We start from the raw sequence: 19,167 nt of genomic DNA on the forward strand, positions 1-19,167 counted from the left end.
TTTTGGGGTACAGCCAATCTTCTGCCCGCGGCGTGGTCGAGGCCCTGCTGGTCGGGGGAAAATCGGTGCCCCAAGTGGAGGCAGGGCAGGCAGTGCAGGTCGTTTTGGATCGCACGCCCTTCTACGCCGAGTCCGGCGGGCAAATTGGCGACCGGGGCTACCTTTCTGGGGACGGCCTGCTGGTGCGGATTGAAGATGTGCAAAAGCAAGGGGATCTGTTCGTTCACTTTGGCCGTGTGGAACGCGGGATCCTGCGGGTGGGGGATCCCGTCCAAGCCCAAATCGACCTGGCCTGTCGGCGGCGCGCCCAAGCCCACCACACCGCCACCCACCTGCTGCAGGCGGCCCTGAAAAGAATTGTCGATCCCTCGATTGGTCAGGCGGGATCCCTGGTGGCTTTTGACCGGCTGCGCTTTGATTTCACCCTATCCCGGCCAGTCACCCCTGAGGAGCTGGAACAGATCGAGAACTTGGTGAACACCTGGATTGCCGAGGCCCATGCTGCTCAAGTGGCGATCATGCCCCTGGCCGAAGCCAAAGCCAGAGGTGCCGTGGCCATGTTCGGGGAAAAATACGGCGCCGAGGTGCGGGTGATCGACTTTCCGGGGGTGTCGATGGAGCTGTGTGGCGGCACCCATGTCAACAACACCGCCGAGATCGGCCTGTTCAAGATCATCGCCGAGACGGGAGTGGCTGCTGGGATCCGCCGCATCGAGGCCGTGGCCGGGCCGGCTGTGCTGGAATACCTGAACGAACGGGACAGGGTGGTGCGGGAGCTGAGCGCTCAATTTAAAGCCAAGCCCCAGGAACTGCCGGAGCGGGTTGCCGCCCTACAGGCGGAGCTGAAAGCTGCCCAGAAGGAACTGGAAGAGGTGCGCAGCCAGTTGGCCTTGCTACAGGCCGAAGGTCTGCTGGCCCAGGCGGTTGCCGTCGGAGATCTCAAGGTGCTGGTGGCCGAGCTGGGATCCACCACCCCTGAGGCCCTCAAAACCGCTGCCGAGCATCTGCTCCACAAGCTGGGGGAAGGGGCAGTGGTGCTGGGATCGGTGCCGGAAGCCGGCAAGGTCAGCCTGGTGGCTGCCTTTAGCCCTGCTGTGCAGCAACTTGGCCTGAAGGCGGGATCCTTCATCGGCGAGATTGCCAAACTCACCGGAGGGGGCGGCGGCGGACGGCCCAACTTGGCCCAAGCTGGGGGCAAACAGCCGGAGAAATTGGCAGAGGCTTTGCAGGTGGCCCGGGAGCGGTTGCAAGCGGAGCTGATCTCGCGCTAGGGGAGCGAAGCCCTTTTGAGCACCAACAGGCCGTCCATCAGCCACTACAGTCGTTCAGTTTAGAGTGCTGTTCAGTTTAGGGTGAGACGCCTGGGCTATTGAGGGAAGCCTTCTGGCCCCGTATTGGGTTATGGGTTTAGGTTTAAATCGAAATGACTATAGATCTTCGGCCAGTGCAGTTTCCGACAGGTCTTCCAAGCTCAGTTGCACCTGCCGCTGCAGCGCCTGAATCGCCTGGTATTCCTGCTGGATGCTGGCCTGGTACTGGGCAGCCAGGGCGGTGTTGCCCTCGGAAAAGGCTTGATCCCACAGTTGGGTCCAATAGCGGTAGCGTTTCTGGCGAATTTCCAGCTCCATGTTGGCAATGGCGGCCCGCACCACCATCTGCGGACGCATCAGAGCTACGCGGGTGTTTTCGTCCAGCCAAAGCAGATGGCTGAGGCGCTCGTTGAGCTGCTCATCTTGGGCACAGAGGGTGCGCAAAGCCGTCAGCAACGTCTCTTCTTGCTCTTCCAGCTCCGGCTGAGCCGAGATCAGCTCCAAGATCCGCTGCCACAACTCGCGGTGGGGGCGAAAGCTAAATTGCAGCTCCCGCTCCAGCAAAGTTTGCCGAATTTCGCGGCGATACTCGCCAAAATGCAGAAAGATCTGCAAAAGATGGGACTCAGATTGCAAGAGTTTGGATCCCTTATTGAGGGAAGGTTGCCGGGGTTTGGCCCAGCGGTACTGCCGCACGGCTCGGCGCAGGTCTTCTTCCAAATCTCGACTGAGGCGACCGTTGCCGCGGCTGAGCAATTCTGCCACTTTGTGCAAATACAAAGAGCGCCATTGTCCACCCAAACCGGCCAGCAGTTGCACAAGGGCTTGACGGGCCTGCTGAAAATCGGTGGCCCGGCTCAGATCCCGACCGGCCAACACCTGTTCAATTCGCCAATCCAGCCACAGGGGAGCTTGCTCGATCAGGGTTTGCAGTTCAGAAACCGCTCGCGTCGGCGGGGCCGAGCTCTTGTACTCCCGCAAAAACTCGTCGGCATCTTTGCCCTCAGGAAGGGTGAGAATGCGCAGCTCAATTTCTCCGCGCCGCGCTTGTTCTTCAACGGCTTCAATGGCTCGGTTGGCGGCGTTCAAACCGGCCCGATCCGCATCAAAATTGAGAATCAGTCGCTTCGATTGGGTGTAGCGCAGCAGGATCTTCACCTGGTGGGGCGTCAAAGCGGTGCCCATAGCGGCTACGGCATAGGCAACCCCCGCCTGATGCAGGGCGATGACATCGAAATAGCCTTCCACCACCAAGACTTGATCGGCCTTGGCAATGGCATCGCGGGCAAAGTTGAGGCCATAGACCACCTGGCTTTTGTTGAAGAGCTCTGTTTCTGGAGAGTTGAGGTACTTGGGCTGTCCTGACTCCCCCAAGGCTCTGCCGGCAAACCCGATCACCCGCCCCTGCACATCGAAAATGGGCAGCATGATCCGGTTGCGAAAGCGGTCGTAGTGGCCGGATCCCTGCTGGCGGGGAACCAGCAATCCAGCCTCTTCTAAAAGTTTGACCGGTTGGCGCTTGTGGTTGACCAAGTATTCGTAGAGAGATTGCCAGCCGGGGGGAGCAAAGCCGATTTGAAATTTTTGCAAAGTTTCTTCGCTCAGGTGGCGGCTGTGCAGGTACTGGCGGGCGGCGGATCCTAGCTGGGATCGGAGGGCATGCCGATAAAAATCGGCAGCCATGGCCAAAATCTCCAGCAGCTTTTCCCGGTGGGAGAGCTCCCGCTCATCAAGGGATCCCAAGGGCTGTGTCTCGGTGTGGCGAGTGGGCAGAGGGATGTGGTATCGCCGCGCCAAGTGGCGCACGGCCTCAGCAAAGGAGAGATGCTCGGTCTGCATGACAAAGCGCAGCACATCTCCCCCTGCCCCGCAGGAGAAGCACTTGTAGATCTGCTTGCTGGGGCTGACCTGAAAACTGGGTTTGTGGTCGTTGTGGAAAGGGCAGAGCCCAACGAAATTCTTTCCCTGCTTGCGCAGCACCACTTTTTCGGCCACCACTTCCACGAGGTCGGCCTTTTGGCGCACCAACTGAATGAAATCGGGGGGCAGACCGCTCATGGCTTCGGGGGATCCTGACCTTATGGTAGCCGGGGGAAGCTCGACAGGCTGTCTTTTGACCTGGCCCAACGGGCTTGGGATAATGGGCGGGCCTTAAAGGCTAGTTTTCGGTCAGTCCCTGAGATGAAAATGCGAATGATCAACCTTTTTATCGGGCTTTTGGTGGCAGTATTTGCCCTCTTTTTAGGCCCGCAAATGGCTTCTGCTGAGCCTGATTTGGCCTTGGGAGCCAAGGTCTTTCAGGCCAAATGTGTGGGTTGTCACTTGAACGGGCGCAACACTTTGGTGGCAGCGAAAAACCTTTCTCTGGCGGCTCTTCATGAGTACCACGTGGATACCCCTGAGCTGATCCAGGCCCAGGTGAGAAACGGCAAAGGAGCCATGCCGGCTTTTGCCAAGATCCTCAAGCCGGAGGAGATCGAGGCAGTGGCGGCCTATGTCTTGGATCGCGCTGAGCACAACTGGAGTAAAGGCTAGTGGCCAAAGAGAAGACTCAAGATCCAGCCTTGCTGCAGGAAAGCCCGGCGGAGCGGCTGCCTCACGAGCAGGGATGTGAAGGGAAGGGATCCCGCCGCAAAATCCTGTCGGTTGGCGTGGGAGCCCATGGCTTGGTGGCGGTGGGCATTTCTGCCCATGGGGTAGTGGCCATCGGCGTGGTGACTCACGGCATCCTCTCTATCGGCCTGGTGGCTATGGGAGCGCTCTCGTTCGGGCTGGTGTCGATGGGCTTGGCCAGTGCCGGCCTGGTGTCGATGGGCCTAGCCAGTTGGGGACAGCACAGCATGAGCATAACGGAATCCCACGGATCCCATCACCACCCCTAGGTTTTGACCAACAAACACTGCATTTTTCTCTTTCTCTACAGGCTTGTAAGGAGCATCTGCGAATGTTCAGTCTGCAAAGTTACTTGACCCTGGCCAAGAAATCTCTGCTGGCCCTGGGAATGAGTTTTTTACCCCTTTCCTCTGCCTGGGCCCATGTCACCGTCCATCCCAAAGAGGCCCCGGCGGGCAGCTTTGCCAAGCTCACCTTTCGGGTGCCCCATGGCTGCGATGGATCCCCGACCGTGCGCCTGCGGGTGCAGATTCCGGAGGGATTCGTCTCTGTGAAGCCGATGGTGCATCCCCTGTGGAAAATCGAGACGGTCAAAAAGCCGCTGGAGACCCCCTATGAGTCGCATGGGAAGATGATTACCGAAACGGTTGCCGAGGTGATCTGGAGCGGCGGCTCGCTGCCCGATGAGTTCATGGATGAGTTCAGCATCAGCCTCAAGCTGCCGAATCGCCCCGGTGAGGTCATCCCCATCCCAGTGATTCAGGAGTGCGAGCAGGGCATGTACCGCTGGATTCAGGTGGCTCAGCCTGGCGAGGATCCCAACAGTTTGCCGGAGCCGGCTCCGCTGCTGAAGCTGACAGGTGGAGACAGTGGACATGGGCACGGCCACGGGCATGGACATGGGCATGGTCACGGTACCCGCTAAGCGGTCTGCTTAGGAGCATGTTTCATCCCAAAAGGGGTTTTGCTTGGATTTGGTCTGGGATCCTCTGCGCCTTGCTGTGGGTGGCCGGGATCCAGCCCGCTTTTGCCCATGCCAGCTTGCTCTCCACCTTCCCAGAGGATGGGGCGGTGCTGCAGGAAGCGCCGACACAGGTGCGGCTGGTCTTCAATGAGCCGGTGCGGATCACGCAACTCCAGGTTTTGGGTAGCAGCGGACGGGCGCTAGCTTTGGAAAACGTGGTGAGCACCGGCAACGCGCCGCAGGGGGATCTGCCCCAGGAGATCCCAGAGGGGGTTTACATTGTCAGCTGGCGGGCCATTTCTGCCGATTCTCATCCGGTAAGCGGTTCGTTTGTTTTCCTGGTGGGAGCGGATCCGGAGCGAGTTCAGACGGTGAGGGCGACCCATCTTCAAGGAAGGGATCCCTTGTACTGGCCGCTGGTGGGGGTGCGCTGGGGGATCTACTTGGGCAGCCTTTTTGTGGTGGGGGTGCTGGGCTGGTGGCGACTGTTGCGGGGGCAGCGGAGCAGTTTCGCCGATTCTGATCGCGTCAGCGGGGCGGAGCCCTTATCTTGGGCTTTTGCGACAGCTTGGATCACCCTCAGCTTGACCGTGGTGGCCTTCAGTCTGCATTTGGCCCAGCTCTACCCTTACTTTAATGGGCGAGAGCTGCTGCGTGTGATGCTTTCTCCCTACGGTTGGGGTACAGGGCTGCGGCTGGTGGGGCTAGGGATCCTGATCTGGGCCTGTGAGGGAGGTGCCGTCTGGGCCAGCGGTATGGGGTCGGTGTTGGTGCTCGGCTCCTTTTTGCCCATTGGCCATGCTCTCACCAGTGAGCATCCGATGGGGACAATGGCGCTGCTGGGGCTGCATCTGGCCGGTTCAGCTTTCTGGTTGGGAGGGTTGTGGGGGCTGGAGCGCCTGCTGGGCAAGGAATCTGCTCCCTACCCATCTGTAGGCATCATCCAACGGTTTTCTGACGTGGCCACCTGGGCGGTACCGGGGCTTATCCTGGCGGGGGTGGGGATGGGTGGGATCCACCGCGGCTGGGACTGGGATCATCCGTATGGGCAGTATCTCTGGGCCAAGCTGCTGCTGGTGCTGATGATGGTGGGGTTGGGCGCCCACAACAAGTTTCGGCTGGTGCCGGCATTGCAACAGGGTGGGCAGACGGTGGGCCGGTCGCTGCGCCGGATCGTCCGCCTGGAGTTGGTGGGGCTGATGCTGGTGCTGGCCTTGACCAGCTTCTTGGTGGCCCAGGCTCCTCCCAGTAATGGAAGGCACGGCATGGGATCCCCACTGGAGTCGGGCTTGCAGACCAGTTGTGAAGAGCGCTTGAACTGGCCGGAAGGCAGCCTGCACCTGAGGATTCTGCCCTGTCGTCCTGGGGAAAATCAAATTCGGGCTGAGGTGAAGGGAGTCCCGGCTCAGGAATTGACCCTTGGGTTTTCCCTGCCGGAACACGGGATCCCCCCTCTACGCCGCACTGTAGCGCCGGATGGGCCTGGCCAATTTGTGGTGGAAAATGTGCCCCTAGCCCTGGCGGGGGAATGGCAGATCGAGGTGAGACTGCTGATCAGCGATTTTGAAGAGCGGCGAGGTCAGATCGCGGTTTCTCTCTGAATTGTTACAGACATTGAAGATCGCCAACAGAAAAAGCTGAAAAAGACCCTGGATAGGAGCTGTGGGTTGCTCCGCCCAAGGGCGTCCGCCTGTGGCAGAATCGAGCCAGCTCGTAGTGGCAAAAGGCTGCGCCGCTCAGGGACTGACTTGGCTGTGGAAGACAAGATCAGAGCGGGAAGTGTGCTCAGGGGACGCTATCGCATTCTCCATCCCCTCGGGGAAGGAGGGTTTGGCGTAACCTACAAGGCGGTGGATCAAGACACCTTCGATAGCCCTTGCGTCGTCAAGCGCCTTCGCCCCCTCTCCACGGATCCCTATACGTTGGCCACGGCTCGCAAGCTCTTTGAACGGGAAGCCAAGGTTCTCAACCGGCTCAACCACTTCGACCAGGTGCCCCGCCTTTTGGCCCACTTCGAGCAGGATCAGGATTTTTACTTGGTGCAAGAGTTTGTTGCCGGGCATGATCTCAGCCAGGAGCTGATCCCGGGCAAGCCGCTGAGCGAGGCCGAGGTTTTGAAACTGTTGTGGGATATTTTGGAGATCCTGCGCCACGTACACGCCCACCAGATCGTCCATCGGGATATCAAGCCGGCCAACCTGATGCGCCGCGATGCCGATGGCAAGTTGGTGTTGATCGACTTTGGGGCAGTCAAGGAAGTGGGGCGGTTGGTCAGCCATGCCCCCGGCCAAACTCAGTTGGCGACGGTGATTGGCTCGGTTGGCTACATGGCGCCCGAACAGCTCAACGGCAAGCCCCAGCCCTGCAGCGACCTGTACTCCGTAGGGGTGCTGGCCATCCAAGCCCTCACCGGTCGTCCTCCCCATAAGATCCGGGACGATCCCCGCACCGGCCAACTGCTCTGGCGGGATTTGGTTCAGGTCAGCGAGGAGCTGGCCGAGATTTTGGATCGCCTGATCTGCCCCCACTGGCAAGAGCGCTTCCAGTCCGCTGCTGAAGTGTTGGAGGCGCTGCGGCCCCTGTTGCCTTTTCCCCAAGAGGCGACGCTCGGCGATGTTTCGGTGGATCAGGTTTTGGTGACGCGCCTGTTGGCCCGCGCACAGGAGAAAGCCCGCCAAGGGGATTTCCAGGGGGCGATTGCCGACTGCACGTTGGCCATTCAATTGGATCCCCAAAATAGCCGCGCCTACAGCCAGCGGGGCAGCGCCCGCTACAAAAGTGGGGACTTGGCAGGGGCCATCGCAGATTACACCCAAGTCATTCAACTGGCAGGGGACGCCCGCGCCTATTTCAACCGCGGCATTGCCCGCTACCGGCTGGAGGACTACGAGGGAGCTGTTGCCGACTACACCCAGGCTCTCGGCCTCAACCCACAATGGGCGGTGGCCTACTACAACCGTGGCAATGCTTACCGGCAACTCAATCAGCAGCAGCAGGCCATCGAAGACTATTCGCGGGCCATTGAGCTCAACCCGGAAGATGTGCGGGCCTATTTCAACCGCGGCGTGGTGCGCGGCCATCTGGGAGATGCGCAGGGGGCAGCAGCCGATTTTTCCGAGGTGATCAAGCGGGACCCTCAGGACGGGGAAGCCTACTTCAACCGGGGAGTGGCGCGGGTCCAGTTGTCAGATTTGCAAGGGGCCGTCGAGGACTACACCCAAGCGCTGCAGTTGGATCCTCGCCACGGCAAAGCCTATTACCACCGGGGCCTGGCCCGGCAAGCGTTGGGGGATCCCCAGGGGGCTGTTGAAGACTTTTCTCAGGCCATATCCCTACGGTCTGCTGAGGCCACTGAGCTACCTGAGGCAGAGGCGGCAGCCCAGGCGGATCTCTACTTGCAGCGGGCCATGGCCTACCTGAGCAGCAACACCCTGGAGCCGGCGCTGGCCGATTGTGAACAGGCTCTCCGTCTGGATCCCAACCTGTCGCGGGCCTATCTCTGCCGGGGCTTGGCTCGCCAGGGGCTGGGGGATCCCGGCGGCGCTCTGGCAGACTTCAACCGCGCCCTGGAGCTGGATCCCCAAATGGCCAAAGCCTACCTCAACCGGGGCATTGCCCACCTGGACTTGGGCAACATCGAAGCGGCTTTGTCGGACTTGAACCAGGCCATTGCTTTGGATCCCCAAGATGCCAGTGCCTACAGCAGCCGCGGGCGAATTCATTGGCTGCTGGGGGATCCCCTAGCGGCTCTGCGGGATTATACAGCTGCCCTGGAGCGGGATCCGCAGAACCCTCAGCTCTACTTCAACCGCGGCCAACTCCATGCTGAGCGGGAAGATTGGCCGGCAGCCTGTGAGGACTTCTCGCAGGTGTTGCAGTGGGGGATCCCACGCGGGCCGGAGCTGCTGTTGAATGCCCATCTGCGCCGCGGTATGGCACGGCAACGGTTGGGGGATTGGCAGGGAGCGCTGGCCGATTTCGACCAAGCTCTGCAAGGGGATCCTCAGTCGGGCTTGGCTTATTTCCATCGCGGCCAAGTGCGGGCTGCTCTGGGAGATGGGCTGGGGGCCATCCAGGATTACCACCAGGCTTTGGCCCTGGGGGCGGCAGTGGCCGAGGCGGATATCCGCCGAGATCTGGCGCGGGCCCAAATCCAGACGGGAGATCTGCAGGCGGCCTTGGAGCAGTTGAACGAGGCGGTGCGCTTGCAGCCGGAACGGCGGGATCTGCGCCAAGAGCGAGCTGAGTTGTGCCGACAGCTGGGCCGGTGGCCAGAGGCCATTGCCGACTACGACGAGGTGTTGCGGCAGGATCCTCAGGACTGGACGGCTTGGCTGGGACGGGGCATGGCCCATGGACAGGTGGGCAACTGGGATTCCGCCATTCAGGATCTCAGCCGGGTTTTGCAGCAGGATCCTGACCACAGGGAAGCGCTGTGGCACCGCGCACAGGCCCTGCAACAGTTGGGCCAGACCGTTGGCGAAAGCGGGAGGGAGTCCTTAGCGGCCTTGCAAGATCTAAACCGTCTGCTGCAGCAGGATCCCCAACACAGGATGGCCCGCTTGGCCCGCGGCTCTCTGTTGTTGACGTTGGCAGTGCGCGGCACCGTTCCTGCAGCGGGCGTAGCCTTGGAGCAGGCCGAATCCGACTTCGACCAAGTCATCCAGGAAGAGGCCCAAGACGGGGAACAGTCCCGGCAGCTCTATCTGGAGGCCCACCTGAAGCGGGCCCAAGTCCGCCGCCTGCGCCACAACCTGGAGGGGGCAATAGCCGATTGGGATCGGGTCTTGGAGCTGGCCAGCCTAGGGGATCCAGAAGTGCTGGTCACCGAAGCCCTGTTGTATCGGGGCTTGTGTCGCCAAGAGAGGGGGGATCTGGCTGGGGCGTTGGCCGATTTCACGGCGCTGATCCAGCAGCAACCGCAGGCTTCTCAGGCTTTTGCTTTGCGGGCAAGGGTGCATCTGGCTTTGGGGGATCAAGAGGCGGCATTGGCGGATCTCAACCAAGCTCTGAGCCTCGACCAGAACTGGGGGGTGGCCGATGCTGCCCTGGCCTACCGTCAACGGGGGGATCTGCACCGGCAGGCCAATTGCCCTGAGCTGGCCATTGCCGACTACACGCAGGCCCTGGCCTTGAACCCCCAGGAGCACTCTGCTTTGCTCCACCGAGCTCTCCTGTGGGATGGCGAGGGACAGACGGACAAAGCGATAGAAGACTACACCCGACTGCTGCAACTGGAGCTGGATCCCCAGGAGCGGGTCTGGGTTTTGAACAACCGCGGCTGGGCCTACGCCCAACAGGGGGATTTTTCGGCGGCCATCCGCGACTACGACCAAGCCATAACACTCTGCACTGCTGACGCGAGCGATAGGGATCCCTGCCACCTCAAGGCCCACCTCAACCGCGCCCTGGCCCGGACTGCCCTTGGGGATTGGCAGAGAGCCTGCCAGGATTTCCAGGCTGCCCTCCAGATGCAAGGGTACGAAGGTCGGCTTTTGGAAGACGTTATCGCTAGTTATTTCAAAATAGGTTGAGACACTTCCCAAAGGCTCCGCGCCGTCGCCGCGGCCACCTCCAACCTCTCTTAGAAATCGATGGGATTTGAATGGACAGTTAGAGGGATCGGCTCAAGCCTCCTCCGCCACTTCTCCCGTCTCGGGCCGCAGCAGCGGAAAGGCAATGACATCGCGAATGCTGGGAGCGTCGCACAGCAGCATCACCAAGCGGTCGATCCCCACGCCCAGGCCGCCGGTGGGGGGCAGGCCATATTCCAAGGCCGTGAGGAAGTCTTCATCCAGAAAGTGGGCCTCTTCATCGCCGGCTGCCTTCAGGGCTGCCTGGGCCTCCAGCCGCTGCCGCTGATCCACCGGATCGGTGAGCTCTGAGTAGGCGTTGGCCGTCTCCCGCCCAACGATGAACAGCTCGAAGCGCTCGGCCAACCCCGGTTTGCTGCGGTGGGGCTTGGTGAGGGGACACACATCCAGGGGGTAGTCCAGAACAAAGGTGGGCTGGCGCAGGCGGCTCTCGCAGCAGTGCTCAAAGGCTTTGACCAGCAACTGGCCGGGGGAGTCCTGGGGGGAGAGATCGGGGATCCCTTGGGCGGCCAAGGCCGGCAAGAGCTCTTCAGGGCATCCCTTTTCCACATCGATGAAAATGCCAGTGGCCTCCTCCACCAGCTCCTGCATCGTCACCCGTCGCCAGGGAGGGGTGAGGTCGATGGCTTCCCCTTGGTAGGTGAGCTGCAGGGATCCCTGCACCGCCAGGGCGGCGTTGCAGACCAGGGTTTCCGTCAGCTCCGTCATGGTGTGGTAGTCGGCGAAGGCTTGATAGGCCTCTAGAGAGGTGAACTCCGGGTTGTGGCGGGTGGAGATGCCTTCGTTGCGAAAGACCCGCCCAATTTCATAGACTCGCTCGATCCCGCCCACCACCAGCCGCTTCAGGTGCAGCTCGGTGGCAATGCGCAAGTAGAGATCCAGATCCAGGGCGTTGTGGTGGGTAACAAAAGGCCGCGCCTCCGCCCCGCCGGGGATCACCTGCAACACTGGCGTCTCAATTTCCACAAAACCTCGCTCTTCCAGAGTCTGCCGCAGGGAGCGGATGATCTGGGCGCGGTCGAGCAAGGTCTGCTTGACCTCAGGGTTGACGATGAGATCGACGTAGCGCTGGCGGTAGCGTTTCTCCACATCCCGCAGGCCGTGCCACTTGTCCGGCAGCGGCAACAGCGCCTTGGTTAGCACTTGGTATTCATCCACCCGCACCGACAATTCCCCTTTTTCGGTACGCTTGAGGCAGCCCTTGGCCCCCAGCCAATCGCCAACGTCGAGGAGCTTGTCCAGGTTCTTGAAGGCCAGCTCCCCCATCTGCTCCGTCAGCCGTTTCTTGTCTAGATAAAGCTGAATGGTGCCAGAGCGATCCTGAAGGGTAAAGAAAGCCAGCTTGCCCATGACCCGCCGCGCCCGGATCCGCCCGGCCACCGCCACCTGCACATCCTCCCGCTCGCCGCCGGGCTCTAGGTCGGCAAATTGCTCCTGCAGCTCGGCAGCCAGATGGGTAACAGGAAAAGAATAGGCATAGGGCGGGATCCCTTGTTCCCGCAGGTGTTGGGCTTTTTCCAATCGGGCGGCCCGTTGGGCGGCTTCGCTGCTGCTGGGGAGGGTAGACATGGCGGTGGATAGGCAATGGACAATGGAAGCCCCGTTAGGGACGGGATTTTTCAGGCTGCCGGCGGTGCGATCGCGTTAGCGGGACGGAGTCCTTTCGCGTTAGCGGGACGGAGTCCTTTGTCCTCCAGCCATGTGGACGCGAAGGGGACAAACTCACCTCCCCGCCGCTGAAAAAGGGCCAGAGGGGATCCCTGCAGTTCCCTTAGTTGCCGCAAGGGAGAGGCTACGCCCGCTGTGCGATCGTAGACCGCGTAGTAGCTGACGCCGGCGCGGGCATAGTCTTTGCGTTTGCGGCCCAGCTCTTCCCCTTTGCGCTTGGAGACAATCTCAATGACCACATCCGGCGGCTTACCCATCTCCCAGACCAGGTAGGTGCGATCTTCCTTGCGCTCAAAGCTGGCGGGGGGAGCCACCTCCAGGCTGAGCGTCACATCGGGCATCAGGGGAGGCAGTTTGAGGGCATAGAACAGACCGACATTGGCCGTGGCCAAAAAGGGGATCGGTTCCCCGGTGTCTTTGGCCTTGGGCTGGAAGGAGGCGTAGAGAGCGCTGGTGAGCAGGCGCTGCAGCTTTTTGGAGAGAATGCTGTCCGCGGGCTCATCATCCTCGATGACCAGGTCGCTGTTCGCGCAGCGGGTGTAGCCTTTATCCGGTGGCGGAGGAAATGCCGTCTCTGGCATCGAGGGCTGGACTGGGCTGGAGGGTGCGGAAACCATGCTCACCGGGATCCGTTGCTGGTGTTGCTAACTGAGGGCTGGGGTTTGACTCATGCTACTGAGCTGTTCGCGCAGCAGGCGTAACCTTTTTTGAGAGTAACAAAAGTCTTCGGGAAAGTGATGAAGGCACCACCAGAGCAGCCGACGATGTTCCTGCAGCAGGCGTAGCCTCTGGAGATAGGGCGCAGCAAAACCCGGCGACGGGATGAAGTGCAAGGGGATTTTCTTGGGCAACTGCCCTCATTCTGGGCTCTGGGAACCGGGCAGAGCCACGAGCAGAGCCTCCAGCACCCGCTGCACCCGACTCAGGCGCAGGCCGTGATCCGACAACACAGGGCTGTTGGGGATGATGGCGTGGCGAAACCCCAGTTTGCTGGCTTCTTTCAAGCGCTGCTCCAATTGGGCCACCGGGCGCACCTGTCCTCCCAACCCCACTTCGCCGATCAAGACCGTCAAGGGATCCACCTGTCGATCCCGGAAGCTGGCGGCCACAGCCACTGCCACCCCTAAGTCGGCAGCCGGCTCGGCCACCTGAATGCCGCCGGCAGAGGCGATGTAGGCATCGTATTTGGAAAGCGGGATCCCCACCCGTTTTTCCAGAACGGCCAAGATCTGCAAAAAGCGGTTGATTTCAATGCCGGTGGAGGTGCGGCGGGGGGAGCTGTAGCTGGTGGGGCTGACTAGGGCCTGCACTTCCACCACCAAGGGGCGGGTGCCCTCGCAGGCAACGATGGTGGCTGTTCCGGGCATGGCCTGATCCCGGCTACTCAAAAAAAGCTGCGAGGGGTTCTCCACCTCCACCAAGCCAGAGGCGGTCATCTCAAAAACACCCATTTCCTGGGCTGCCCCAAAGCGGTTTTTGACGGCGCGCAATAGGCGGTGGCTTTGGAAGCGATCCCCCTCAAAGTACAAGACCGTGTCCACCAAATGCTCCAGCACCTTCGGCCCGGCCAGGGATCCGTCTTTGGTAACATGGCCTACAATCAGCAGAGCCACCCCCAGTTTTTTGGCCAGCCGCATTAACAGGCCGGTGCATTCCCGCACCTGGGAAACGGATCCCGGCGCCGAGGTGAGTTGCCCCCAGAAGATGGCTTGAATGCTGTCGATCACCGCCACCTGCGGTTGCAGAGCCTGGATCTCCGCCACGATGGCCTCCAGGTCGGTCTCGGCCAAGAGGTAGAGCTGCTCGCTTTCCACCCCCAGCCGCTCGGCGCGTAGCTTGATCTGCTGGGCTGATTCTTCCCCCGACACGTATAAGATGGGCCCGCTCTTGGCCAGGTGGGCAGCGCTCTGCAGCAGCAGGGTGCTCTTGCCAATGCCCGGATCCCCGCCAATCAACACCAGGGATCCCGGCACAATGCCACCTCCCAACACCCGGTCAAACTCGCCATAGCCGGAGGAGAGGCGAGGGTGGCGATCTGAGGAGACCTGGGAGAGGGGGAGGGCCGACCGGGGGATCCCATTGGCGCGGTTGGACCTAGGAGCGAGGGCTTGGGCCCGTGGGGACTTGGCCGCTGGGGCGACGACCACTTCCGTCAGGGTGTTCCAGGCGCCGCAATGGTCGCAGCGGCCCAAAAACTTGGCGTAGCGCTCGCCGCACTGGCTGCACTCCCAGACGGTTTTGGCCTTGGCCATAGCCGGGGACTCCTAGGCCTGGGGAGCAGCGGCGACAGGGAGGGGCACCTCCGGCAAGACCAGGGATCCGCACTGGGCGTGGTGGCGCAGCAGGTGGTCGCAGAGCACCAGGGCCACCATCGCCTCCACCATCGGCACTGCCCGCGGCAAGACACAGGGATCGTGGCGTCCCCGCGCCGCCAAAACCGTCTCTTGCCCATTGAGGGTGACGGTGTTTTGAGGCTGGCGAATGGTGGCAGTGGGCTTAAAGGCTACCCGCAGGACGATGTCTTCGCCGTTGCTGATGCCCCCCTGGATGCCGCCGGAGCGGTTGCTGCGGGTGCGCCAGCCGCCGGGGGTCATGTAAAACTCGTCGTTGTGCTGCTTGCCCGTCAGGTAGGTGCCGGCAAACCCAGAGCCAATCTCAAACCCCTTGCTGGCTGGCAGGGACATCACCGCCTTGGCCAAATCGGCCTCCAGCTTGTCGAACACCGGGGATCCCAGTCCGCGGGGCACGTTGCGGGCCACACATTCCACCACACCCCCTAGGGAATCCCCCTCCCGCGCCGCCTCTTCGATTTTTTGGATCATCGCTGCTGCCGCTTCTGGATCGGGGCAACGGACGATGTTGGCTTCCACCTGCTCTGCAGTTACCGAGCTGGGATCCACCTGGGCTTCCACGTCTTTTACCCGCTGCACGTAGGCCAGGATCTCCACCCCTGCCGCTAGGCGCAGGATCTTCTTGGCAATGGCCCCGGCAGCCACCCGGCCAATGGTTTCTCGCGCTGAGGCCCGTCCGCCCCCCTGCCAGTTGCGGATGCCGTACTTGGCCTGGTAGGTGGCATCGGCATGGGAAGGGCGGAAGGTGGTGGCCATCTCCTGGTAGTCCTGGGGGCGGGCATCCTGGTTGCGCACCAGGATGTGGATGGGGGTGCCCAGCGTAAAGCCCTGAAAAACCCCGGAGAGGATCTGGCAGCGATCCGCTTCCTGGCGGGGCGTCGTGATGGGGCTCTGGCCAGGACGCCGCCGATCCAGCTCTGCCTGAATGTCGGCCTCGCTCAAGGGCAGCCGCGGCGGGCAGCCATCCACCACCACCCCCACCGCCCCCCCGTGGGACTCGCCATAGGTGGTCACGCAAAACAGGACACCGAAGGAGTTGCCGTTGGCCATGGGATCCCCAAGCAAGAAGCCGTTACTCGCAGGCGGCTGGGAGAGACTGTTTTCTATTCTGCACTAGGGGAGTGGCGGGCAGTGCGGTGCAGCTGGCGGCAGCCGGCAATTCCCCGCAACACCAGGTGGGGATCCCAGCGCAGCTCTGGGTCAAGCGGGCCCAAGTGAGGGTGGAGCCACTTCCCATCCCCGCCGGTCAGCAGCAGGGGGCCTTGGGGAAAGCGGCGACGCCAGTCGGCAATGAACTCGCGCAAGCCAGCCAAGAGGGTGTGGAGGATGCCGCTGCGGATGGCAGCCACGGTGTCGTTGGCCCAGCGAGGGGGCAAGGGATCCTGCGGATCCCACTGCACTTTGGGCAGCAGGGCTGTGTGATCAGCCAACGCCTGCGCCTGCAACCCCAGGCCGGGCAAGATGGCCCCTCCCACCAGGGATCCTTCAGAGTCAGCTCCTGTGAGGGTCAGGGCAGTACCCGCGTCGATGACCAAACAGGGCCAGCCGTAGTGGATCCCAGCAGCCCACAGGGCCAAAGCCCGATCCAGCCCCAACCCCGGGTAGGGATCCCGCAGCGGCACCTGCGATAGCTCCAATCGATGCACCCAAGGGGATTCCGACGGCAGGGGAGCAGAGCCCACAGGAGCCAGCCACAGCTCTGTCTGCTGCGGCCAGGACAAGGGCTGGTGAGCAGGAAACCGCTCCACCTTCACCAGGGTCTCCTCCACAAACCAACCCCAGCGCACGTGAGTGTTGCCCAGCACGGCTGCCAGCCACTCACGACAACAGTGCGAAGCGTTGAGATCTGCCCCCTCCTCAAAACTCATGCAACAGCTCTGCCTCCACGCGAAACAGCTCCACCGGCTGGTCGGCAGGGATCCCGGCCAACCTCTTAGCGGTAGCAAGCTGCCATTCTGTCGTCAAAGCCTCTCCCGGCAGCAACACCGCTCCCCGGGTTCCAGAGCGGACAAATAGGCCCATGCGGGTGGGATCCACCTGCTCCACAGCGGCAAAAGGACTCCGTCCCGCCGACGCAATGGGCACCACCCGCCGCACAATGGCTACCTGAATGGAGGCCGACTCCAGCTCCCCGGGTTGCAGAGGTACGTAGCGCCAATCGCGGGTGACTGCCCCCACCGCCGCCCGGATGGTGGCCCTGACTAGGTCCTCGCCGCTGGGATCCAAGCTGCCCCAGCAGCCGCGGGGCCGACCCTCTGTACTCACCGTTACAAAAACCCCCGCAGAGCGCCGCCAGTGGGGCGGGATCTCCTCTGGAGGTGGCAGCACCTGGCCGGTGGCGAAGTAGTAGGCAATGGCCTGACGCGCCAGCGCCGGCAGGGTGTCAGGGAGAGGTTGTCGCCGGCTGGGAGAGGGGATCCCTGCTGATCGCGTTAGCGGGACGGAGTCCTTATTGAACTCCGTCTCGCCCGTGCGGTTGTGCCAGCGGTGCGGACCACCCACGGATCCCGTCCACAACCCCAGCCCCGCAGCCAGGAGCAGGCCGAGAAGACCCAGCAATCGAATGGCGAAGGGAACTTGGCAGGTGGACACCAGAGGGGATCCGTTGGGGGTCACAACAAAGGAAGAGAAGATTCTCAGCCGTACTCTAGAAGCTACGTCCCCGCTGCTGCAAATACTTGAAAACGGTGTTTAGATCCTTGTCGCCGCGCCCAGAACAGTTGACCACCACCCGCTGCTGAGGGCCGAGCTGCGGGGCCAGGGTTTTCAGATAGGCCAGAGCGTGGGCTGTCTCCAGGGCGGGGATGATCCCCTCCAGGCGCGACAGCAGCAGCAGCGCTTCCACCGCTTCGTCGTCAGTAACCGCGTAGTACTCGGCCCGCCCGATTTCTTTTAGGTAGCTGTGCTCTGGCCCCACGCCAGGATAATCCAAGCCAGCGCTGATGGAGTGGGCCTCCTGCACCTGACCTTCTTCATCCTGCAGCAGGTAGCTCATCGCCCCGTGCAAGACCCCGATGCGACCGCGGTTGAGGGTAGCGGCGTGGCGGGGCGTGTGCAGCCCTTCTCCGGCGGCTTCGATGCCGATCAGTCGCACCCCTGGATCCCGGACAAACTCGTTGAACAGCCCCAGCGCGTTGGATCCACCCCCCACACAGGCCAGCAGCACATCCGGCAGCCCTCCCCATTTTTCCTGGCACTGCTGCCGCGTCTCCTGGCCAATGACATCGTGAAAGGCCCGCACCAGCTTCGGGTAAGGGTGGGGCCCCGCCACCGTGCCGATGACGTAGTGGGTGGTCTCCACGTTGGTTACCCAGTCGCGGATGGCCTCGGAGAGGGCGTCTTTGAGGGTGCGCGTGCCCGATTCCACTCCCCGCACCTCAGCACCCAGCAGGCGCATTCGCTGCACGTTGGGGGCCTGCCGCTCCATATCCAGTGCCCCCATGTAGATAACGCATTCCAGCCCAAAACGAGCGCACACGGTTGCCGTGGCCACCCCATGTTGCCCGGCGCCGGTCTCGGCGATCACCCGCCGCTTGCCCATGCGCACCGCCAGCAGCACTTGGCCAAGGGCGTTGTTGATCTTGTGGGCGCCGGTGTGGTTGAGATCTTCCCGTTTGAGGTAGATCTGCGGGCCACCGTAGTATTCGGTTAGCCGCTGGGCAAAGTAGAGGGGGCTGGGCCGCCCAACAAAATCCCGCAGCAGGCTGTGAAACTCGGCGCGAAAGTCGGGATCCCGCCAGTGATGCTCAAAGGCTTCCTCCAGCTCCGTTAGGGCGCTCATCAAGGTTTCCGGCACAAACCTGCCCCCAAACGGCCCAAACCGCCCCTGGGGATCCGGACGCACCTGCGGGTCAAGGGGATCCAAAACACGAGGGGAAAAAGCAAAAGAAGCTGAGGTCATGGCAGAGTCCGTCCGGGCCTTGTAGCCTGCAATAAGAGATTGAGACGAGCTTTCCCATTCTACAGAAGTTGGGAACTCGAGAAGGGGGGGTGGCCAACCTCTCCTCTCTTTTCCTGCCGTTCTCCCCCAACAGGGATCCCGAACAATTGTCTTTGAACAGGGGGCTTCCAAGGATTTTTAAGATGAGGCCGTCAGGTTTGGGTGGCCTATGGACGAACATCTACAAGAGTTGCTGCGGCAAGAAGATCAAAAAAGAGCGGATGCAGAAATTCGTCGTACCTATGCCCTTTCTCAAAAGTCTCAGGGGGTGGCGATCTTTTTGTCCATTCTGCTTGCTTTTGCAGCCTACATTTACACGCGGCGGTGGAAAGCTCTGATGATCTTTCTGGGGTGGTGTCTCTTCATCGGCGTGTTGTTTAGCGACGACGAGGGAGAGGTTTCCCTACCCGGACTGTTTCTGGCCTCCACCTGGGCAGCAGTAGACAACTGCGGCGCTATCCAGCGGGCAAGAGAAGAAATCGAACGGCTGCGCTCCGGCCAAAACCCTGATGTTGATCGGCAAACTTAAACTTGGTCGACAAAACAAAATAGTGGCCCAAAAATCGGTATTTTATTTCAAACTCTCGAAAAAGATGCTATACCTACTATTTCAAGTGGCACCCAGATACAAGCGGCGCAACCGACCCATTCTCAACGGCAGTGAAACTTGGATTCCTATTCCCTTTGTCTTTTGGGAAAGAGCATGCCTCTAACCCCCAAAACCCTG

15 protein-coding genes are annotated in these 19,167 nt (G+C 61.6%); 7 read left to right on the plus strand and 8 right to left on the minus strand.

Translation table 11 applies throughout. The features are described from left to right. Window positions 1-1,271 (plus strand): alanine--tRNA ligase-related protein (locus NW815_RS01775; RefSeq protein ID WP_414415652.1); only part of this gene is annotated, 1,271 nt, incomplete at its 5' end. 156 nt (window positions 1,272-1,427) lie between these two features. Here the strand turns inward: NW815_RS01775 and dnaG are convergent. Further along, on the minus strand, window positions 1,428-3,368 hold the full coding sequence (gene dnaG / locus NW815_RS01780) for a DNA primase (RefSeq protein WP_414415653.1): 1,941 nt from the start codon (window positions 3,366-3,368) through the stop codon (window positions 1,428-1,430). A 135-nt stretch (window positions 3,369-3,503) separates the two neighbouring features. Between dnaG and NW815_RS01785 the strand changes: the two genes are divergently transcribed. The 5 genes from NW815_RS01785 to NW815_RS01805 all read left to right on the plus strand — a co-directional run bounded on the left by NW815_RS01785 (window position 3,504) and on the right by NW815_RS01805 (window position 10,421). Beyond that, a complete protein-coding gene (locus tag NW815_RS01785) occupies window positions 3,504-3,845 on the plus strand; it encodes a c-type cytochrome (RefSeq protein ID WP_414342269.1) in 342 nt (113 codons plus the stop codon). Beyond that, window positions 3,845-4,192 carry a hypothetical protein gene (locus NW815_RS01790; RefSeq protein ID WP_414342267.1) on the plus strand — a complete coding sequence of 116 codons (348 nt, stop codon included), beginning with the start codon at window positions 3,845-3,847 and terminating at the stop codon, window positions 4,190-4,192. Before NW815_RS01785 ends, NW815_RS01790 begins: the two co-directional genes overlap by 1 nt. Before the next feature lie 62 nt (window positions 4,193-4,254). After that, a complete protein-coding gene (locus NW815_RS01795) occupies window positions 4,255-4,848 on the plus strand; it encodes a YcnI family protein (protein WP_414356620.1) in 594 nt (197 codons plus the stop codon). A 17-nt stretch (window positions 4,849-4,865) separates the two neighbouring features. Next, entirely contained in the window at window positions 4,866-6,488 is a 1,623-nt protein-coding gene (locus NW815_RS01800) for a copper resistance CopC/CopD family protein (protein ID WP_414387916.1), read from the plus strand. A 153-nt stretch (window positions 6,489-6,641) separates the two neighbouring features. Further along, a complete protein-coding gene (locus tag NW815_RS01805) occupies window positions 6,642-10,421 on the plus strand; it encodes a tetratricopeptide repeat protein (RefSeq protein ID WP_414415654.1) in 3,780 nt (1,259 codons plus the stop codon). 93 nt (window positions 10,422-10,514) lie between these two features. Here the strand turns inward: NW815_RS01805 and lysS are convergent, their stop codons facing one another. The 7 genes from lysS to trpB all read right to left on the minus strand — a co-directional run bounded on the left by lysS (window position 10,515) and on the right by trpB (window position 18,401). Beyond that, window positions 10,515-12,050, minus strand: a complete 1,536-nt coding sequence (gene lysS, locus NW815_RS01810) for a lysine--tRNA ligase (protein WP_414389377.1) — start codon at window positions 12,048-12,050, stop codon at window positions 10,515-10,517. 50 nt (window positions 12,051-12,100) lie between these two features. Then, on the minus strand, window positions 12,101-12,766 hold the full coding sequence (locus tag NW815_RS01815; RefSeq protein ID WP_414389379.1) for a Uma2 family endonuclease: 666 nt from the start codon (window positions 12,764-12,766) through the stop codon (window positions 12,101-12,103). Between the two features lie 240 nt (window positions 12,767-13,006). Beyond that, window positions 13,007-14,401: a DNA repair protein RadA gene (radA, locus tag NW815_RS01820; protein WP_414389381.1), complete on the minus strand. Its 1,395-nt coding sequence runs from the start codon at window positions 14,399-14,401 to the stop codon at window positions 13,007-13,009. 12 nt (window positions 14,402-14,413) lie between these two features. Next, on the minus strand, window positions 14,414-15,550 hold the full coding sequence (aroC, locus tag NW815_RS01825) for a chorismate synthase (protein WP_414389384.1): 1,137 nt from the start codon (window positions 15,548-15,550) through the stop codon (window positions 14,414-14,416). A 53-nt stretch (window positions 15,551-15,603) separates the two neighbouring features. Further along, window positions 15,604-16,368 (minus strand): pantothenate kinase, encoded by a 765-nt coding sequence (locus NW815_RS01830; protein ID WP_414389385.1) that lies wholly within the window; start codon window positions 16,366-16,368, stop codon window positions 15,604-15,606. Beyond that, window positions 16,358-17,116, minus strand: a complete 759-nt coding sequence (locus NW815_RS01835) for an AMMECR1 domain-containing protein (protein ID WP_414415655.1) — start codon at window positions 17,114-17,116, stop codon at window positions 16,358-16,360. The genes NW815_RS01830 and NW815_RS01835 overlap by 11 nt, the downstream gene beginning before the upstream one ends. Window positions 17,117-17,147: 31 nt before the next feature. Further along, a complete protein-coding gene (gene trpB, locus NW815_RS01840) occupies window positions 17,148-18,401 on the minus strand; it encodes a tryptophan synthase subunit beta (protein WP_414389389.1) in 1,254 nt (417 codons plus the stop codon). A gap of 208 nt (window positions 18,402-18,609) precedes the next feature. On the opposite strand from trpB, the gene NW815_RS01845 reads away from it, so the two are divergent. Then, complete coding sequence (locus NW815_RS01845) at window positions 18,610-18,969, plus strand: hypothetical protein (RefSeq protein WP_414389391.1); 360 nt, start codon at window positions 18,610-18,612, stop codon at window positions 18,967-18,969. The last annotated feature ends 198 nt before the right edge of the window (window positions 18,970-19,167 follow it).

The organism is Synechococcus sp. R6-7 (assembly GCF_047461695.1).
Classification (GTDB): domain Bacteria; phylum Cyanobacteriota; class Cyanobacteriia; order Thermostichales; family Thermostichaceae; genus Thermostichus.

What these genes read in the sequence shown, in the direction of transcription:
- NW815_RS01845 (WP_414389391.1), top strand. Translation starts at nt 18,610, where the DNA reads ATGGACGAACATCTACAAGAGTTGCTGCGGCAAGAAGATCAAAAAAGA.
- aroC (WP_414389384.1), bottom strand. Translation starts at nt 15,550, where the DNA reads ATGGCCAACGGCAACTCCTTCGGTGTCCTGTTTTGCGTGACCACCTAT.
- NW815_RS01830 (WP_414389385.1), bottom strand. Translation starts at nt 16,368, where the DNA reads ATGAGTTTTGAGGAGGGGGCAGATCTCAACGCTTCGCACTGTTGTCGT.
- dnaG (WP_414415653.1), bottom strand. Translation starts at nt 3,368, where the DNA reads ATGAGCGGTCTGCCCCCCGATTTCATTCAGTTGGTGCGCCAAAAGGCC.
- NW815_RS01795 (WP_414356620.1), top strand. Translation starts at nt 4,255, where the DNA reads ATGTTCAGTCTGCAAAGTTACTTGACCCTGGCCAAGAAATCTCTGCTG.
- lysS (WP_414389377.1), bottom strand. Translation starts at nt 12,050, where the DNA reads ATGTCTACCCTCCCCAGCAGCAGCGAAGCCGCCCAACGGGCCGCCCGA.
- NW815_RS01785 (WP_414342269.1), top strand. Translation starts at nt 3,504, where the DNA reads ATGATCAACCTTTTTATCGGGCTTTTGGTGGCAGTATTTGCCCTCTTT.
- NW815_RS01815 (WP_414389379.1), bottom strand. Translation starts at nt 12,766, where the DNA reads ATGGTTTCCGCACCCTCCAGCCCAGTCCAGCCCTCGATGCCAGAGACG.
- trpB (WP_414389389.1), bottom strand. Translation starts at nt 18,401, where the DNA reads ATGACCTCAGCTTCTTTTGCTTTTTCCCCTCGTGTTTTGGATCCCCTT.
- NW815_RS01800 (WP_414387916.1), top strand. Translation starts at nt 4,866, where the DNA reads ATGTTTCATCCCAAAAGGGGTTTTGCTTGGATTTGGTCTGGGATCCTC.
- radA (WP_414389381.1), bottom strand. Translation starts at nt 14,401, where the DNA reads ATGGCCAAGGCCAAAACCGTCTGGGAGTGCAGCCAGTGCGGCGAGCGC.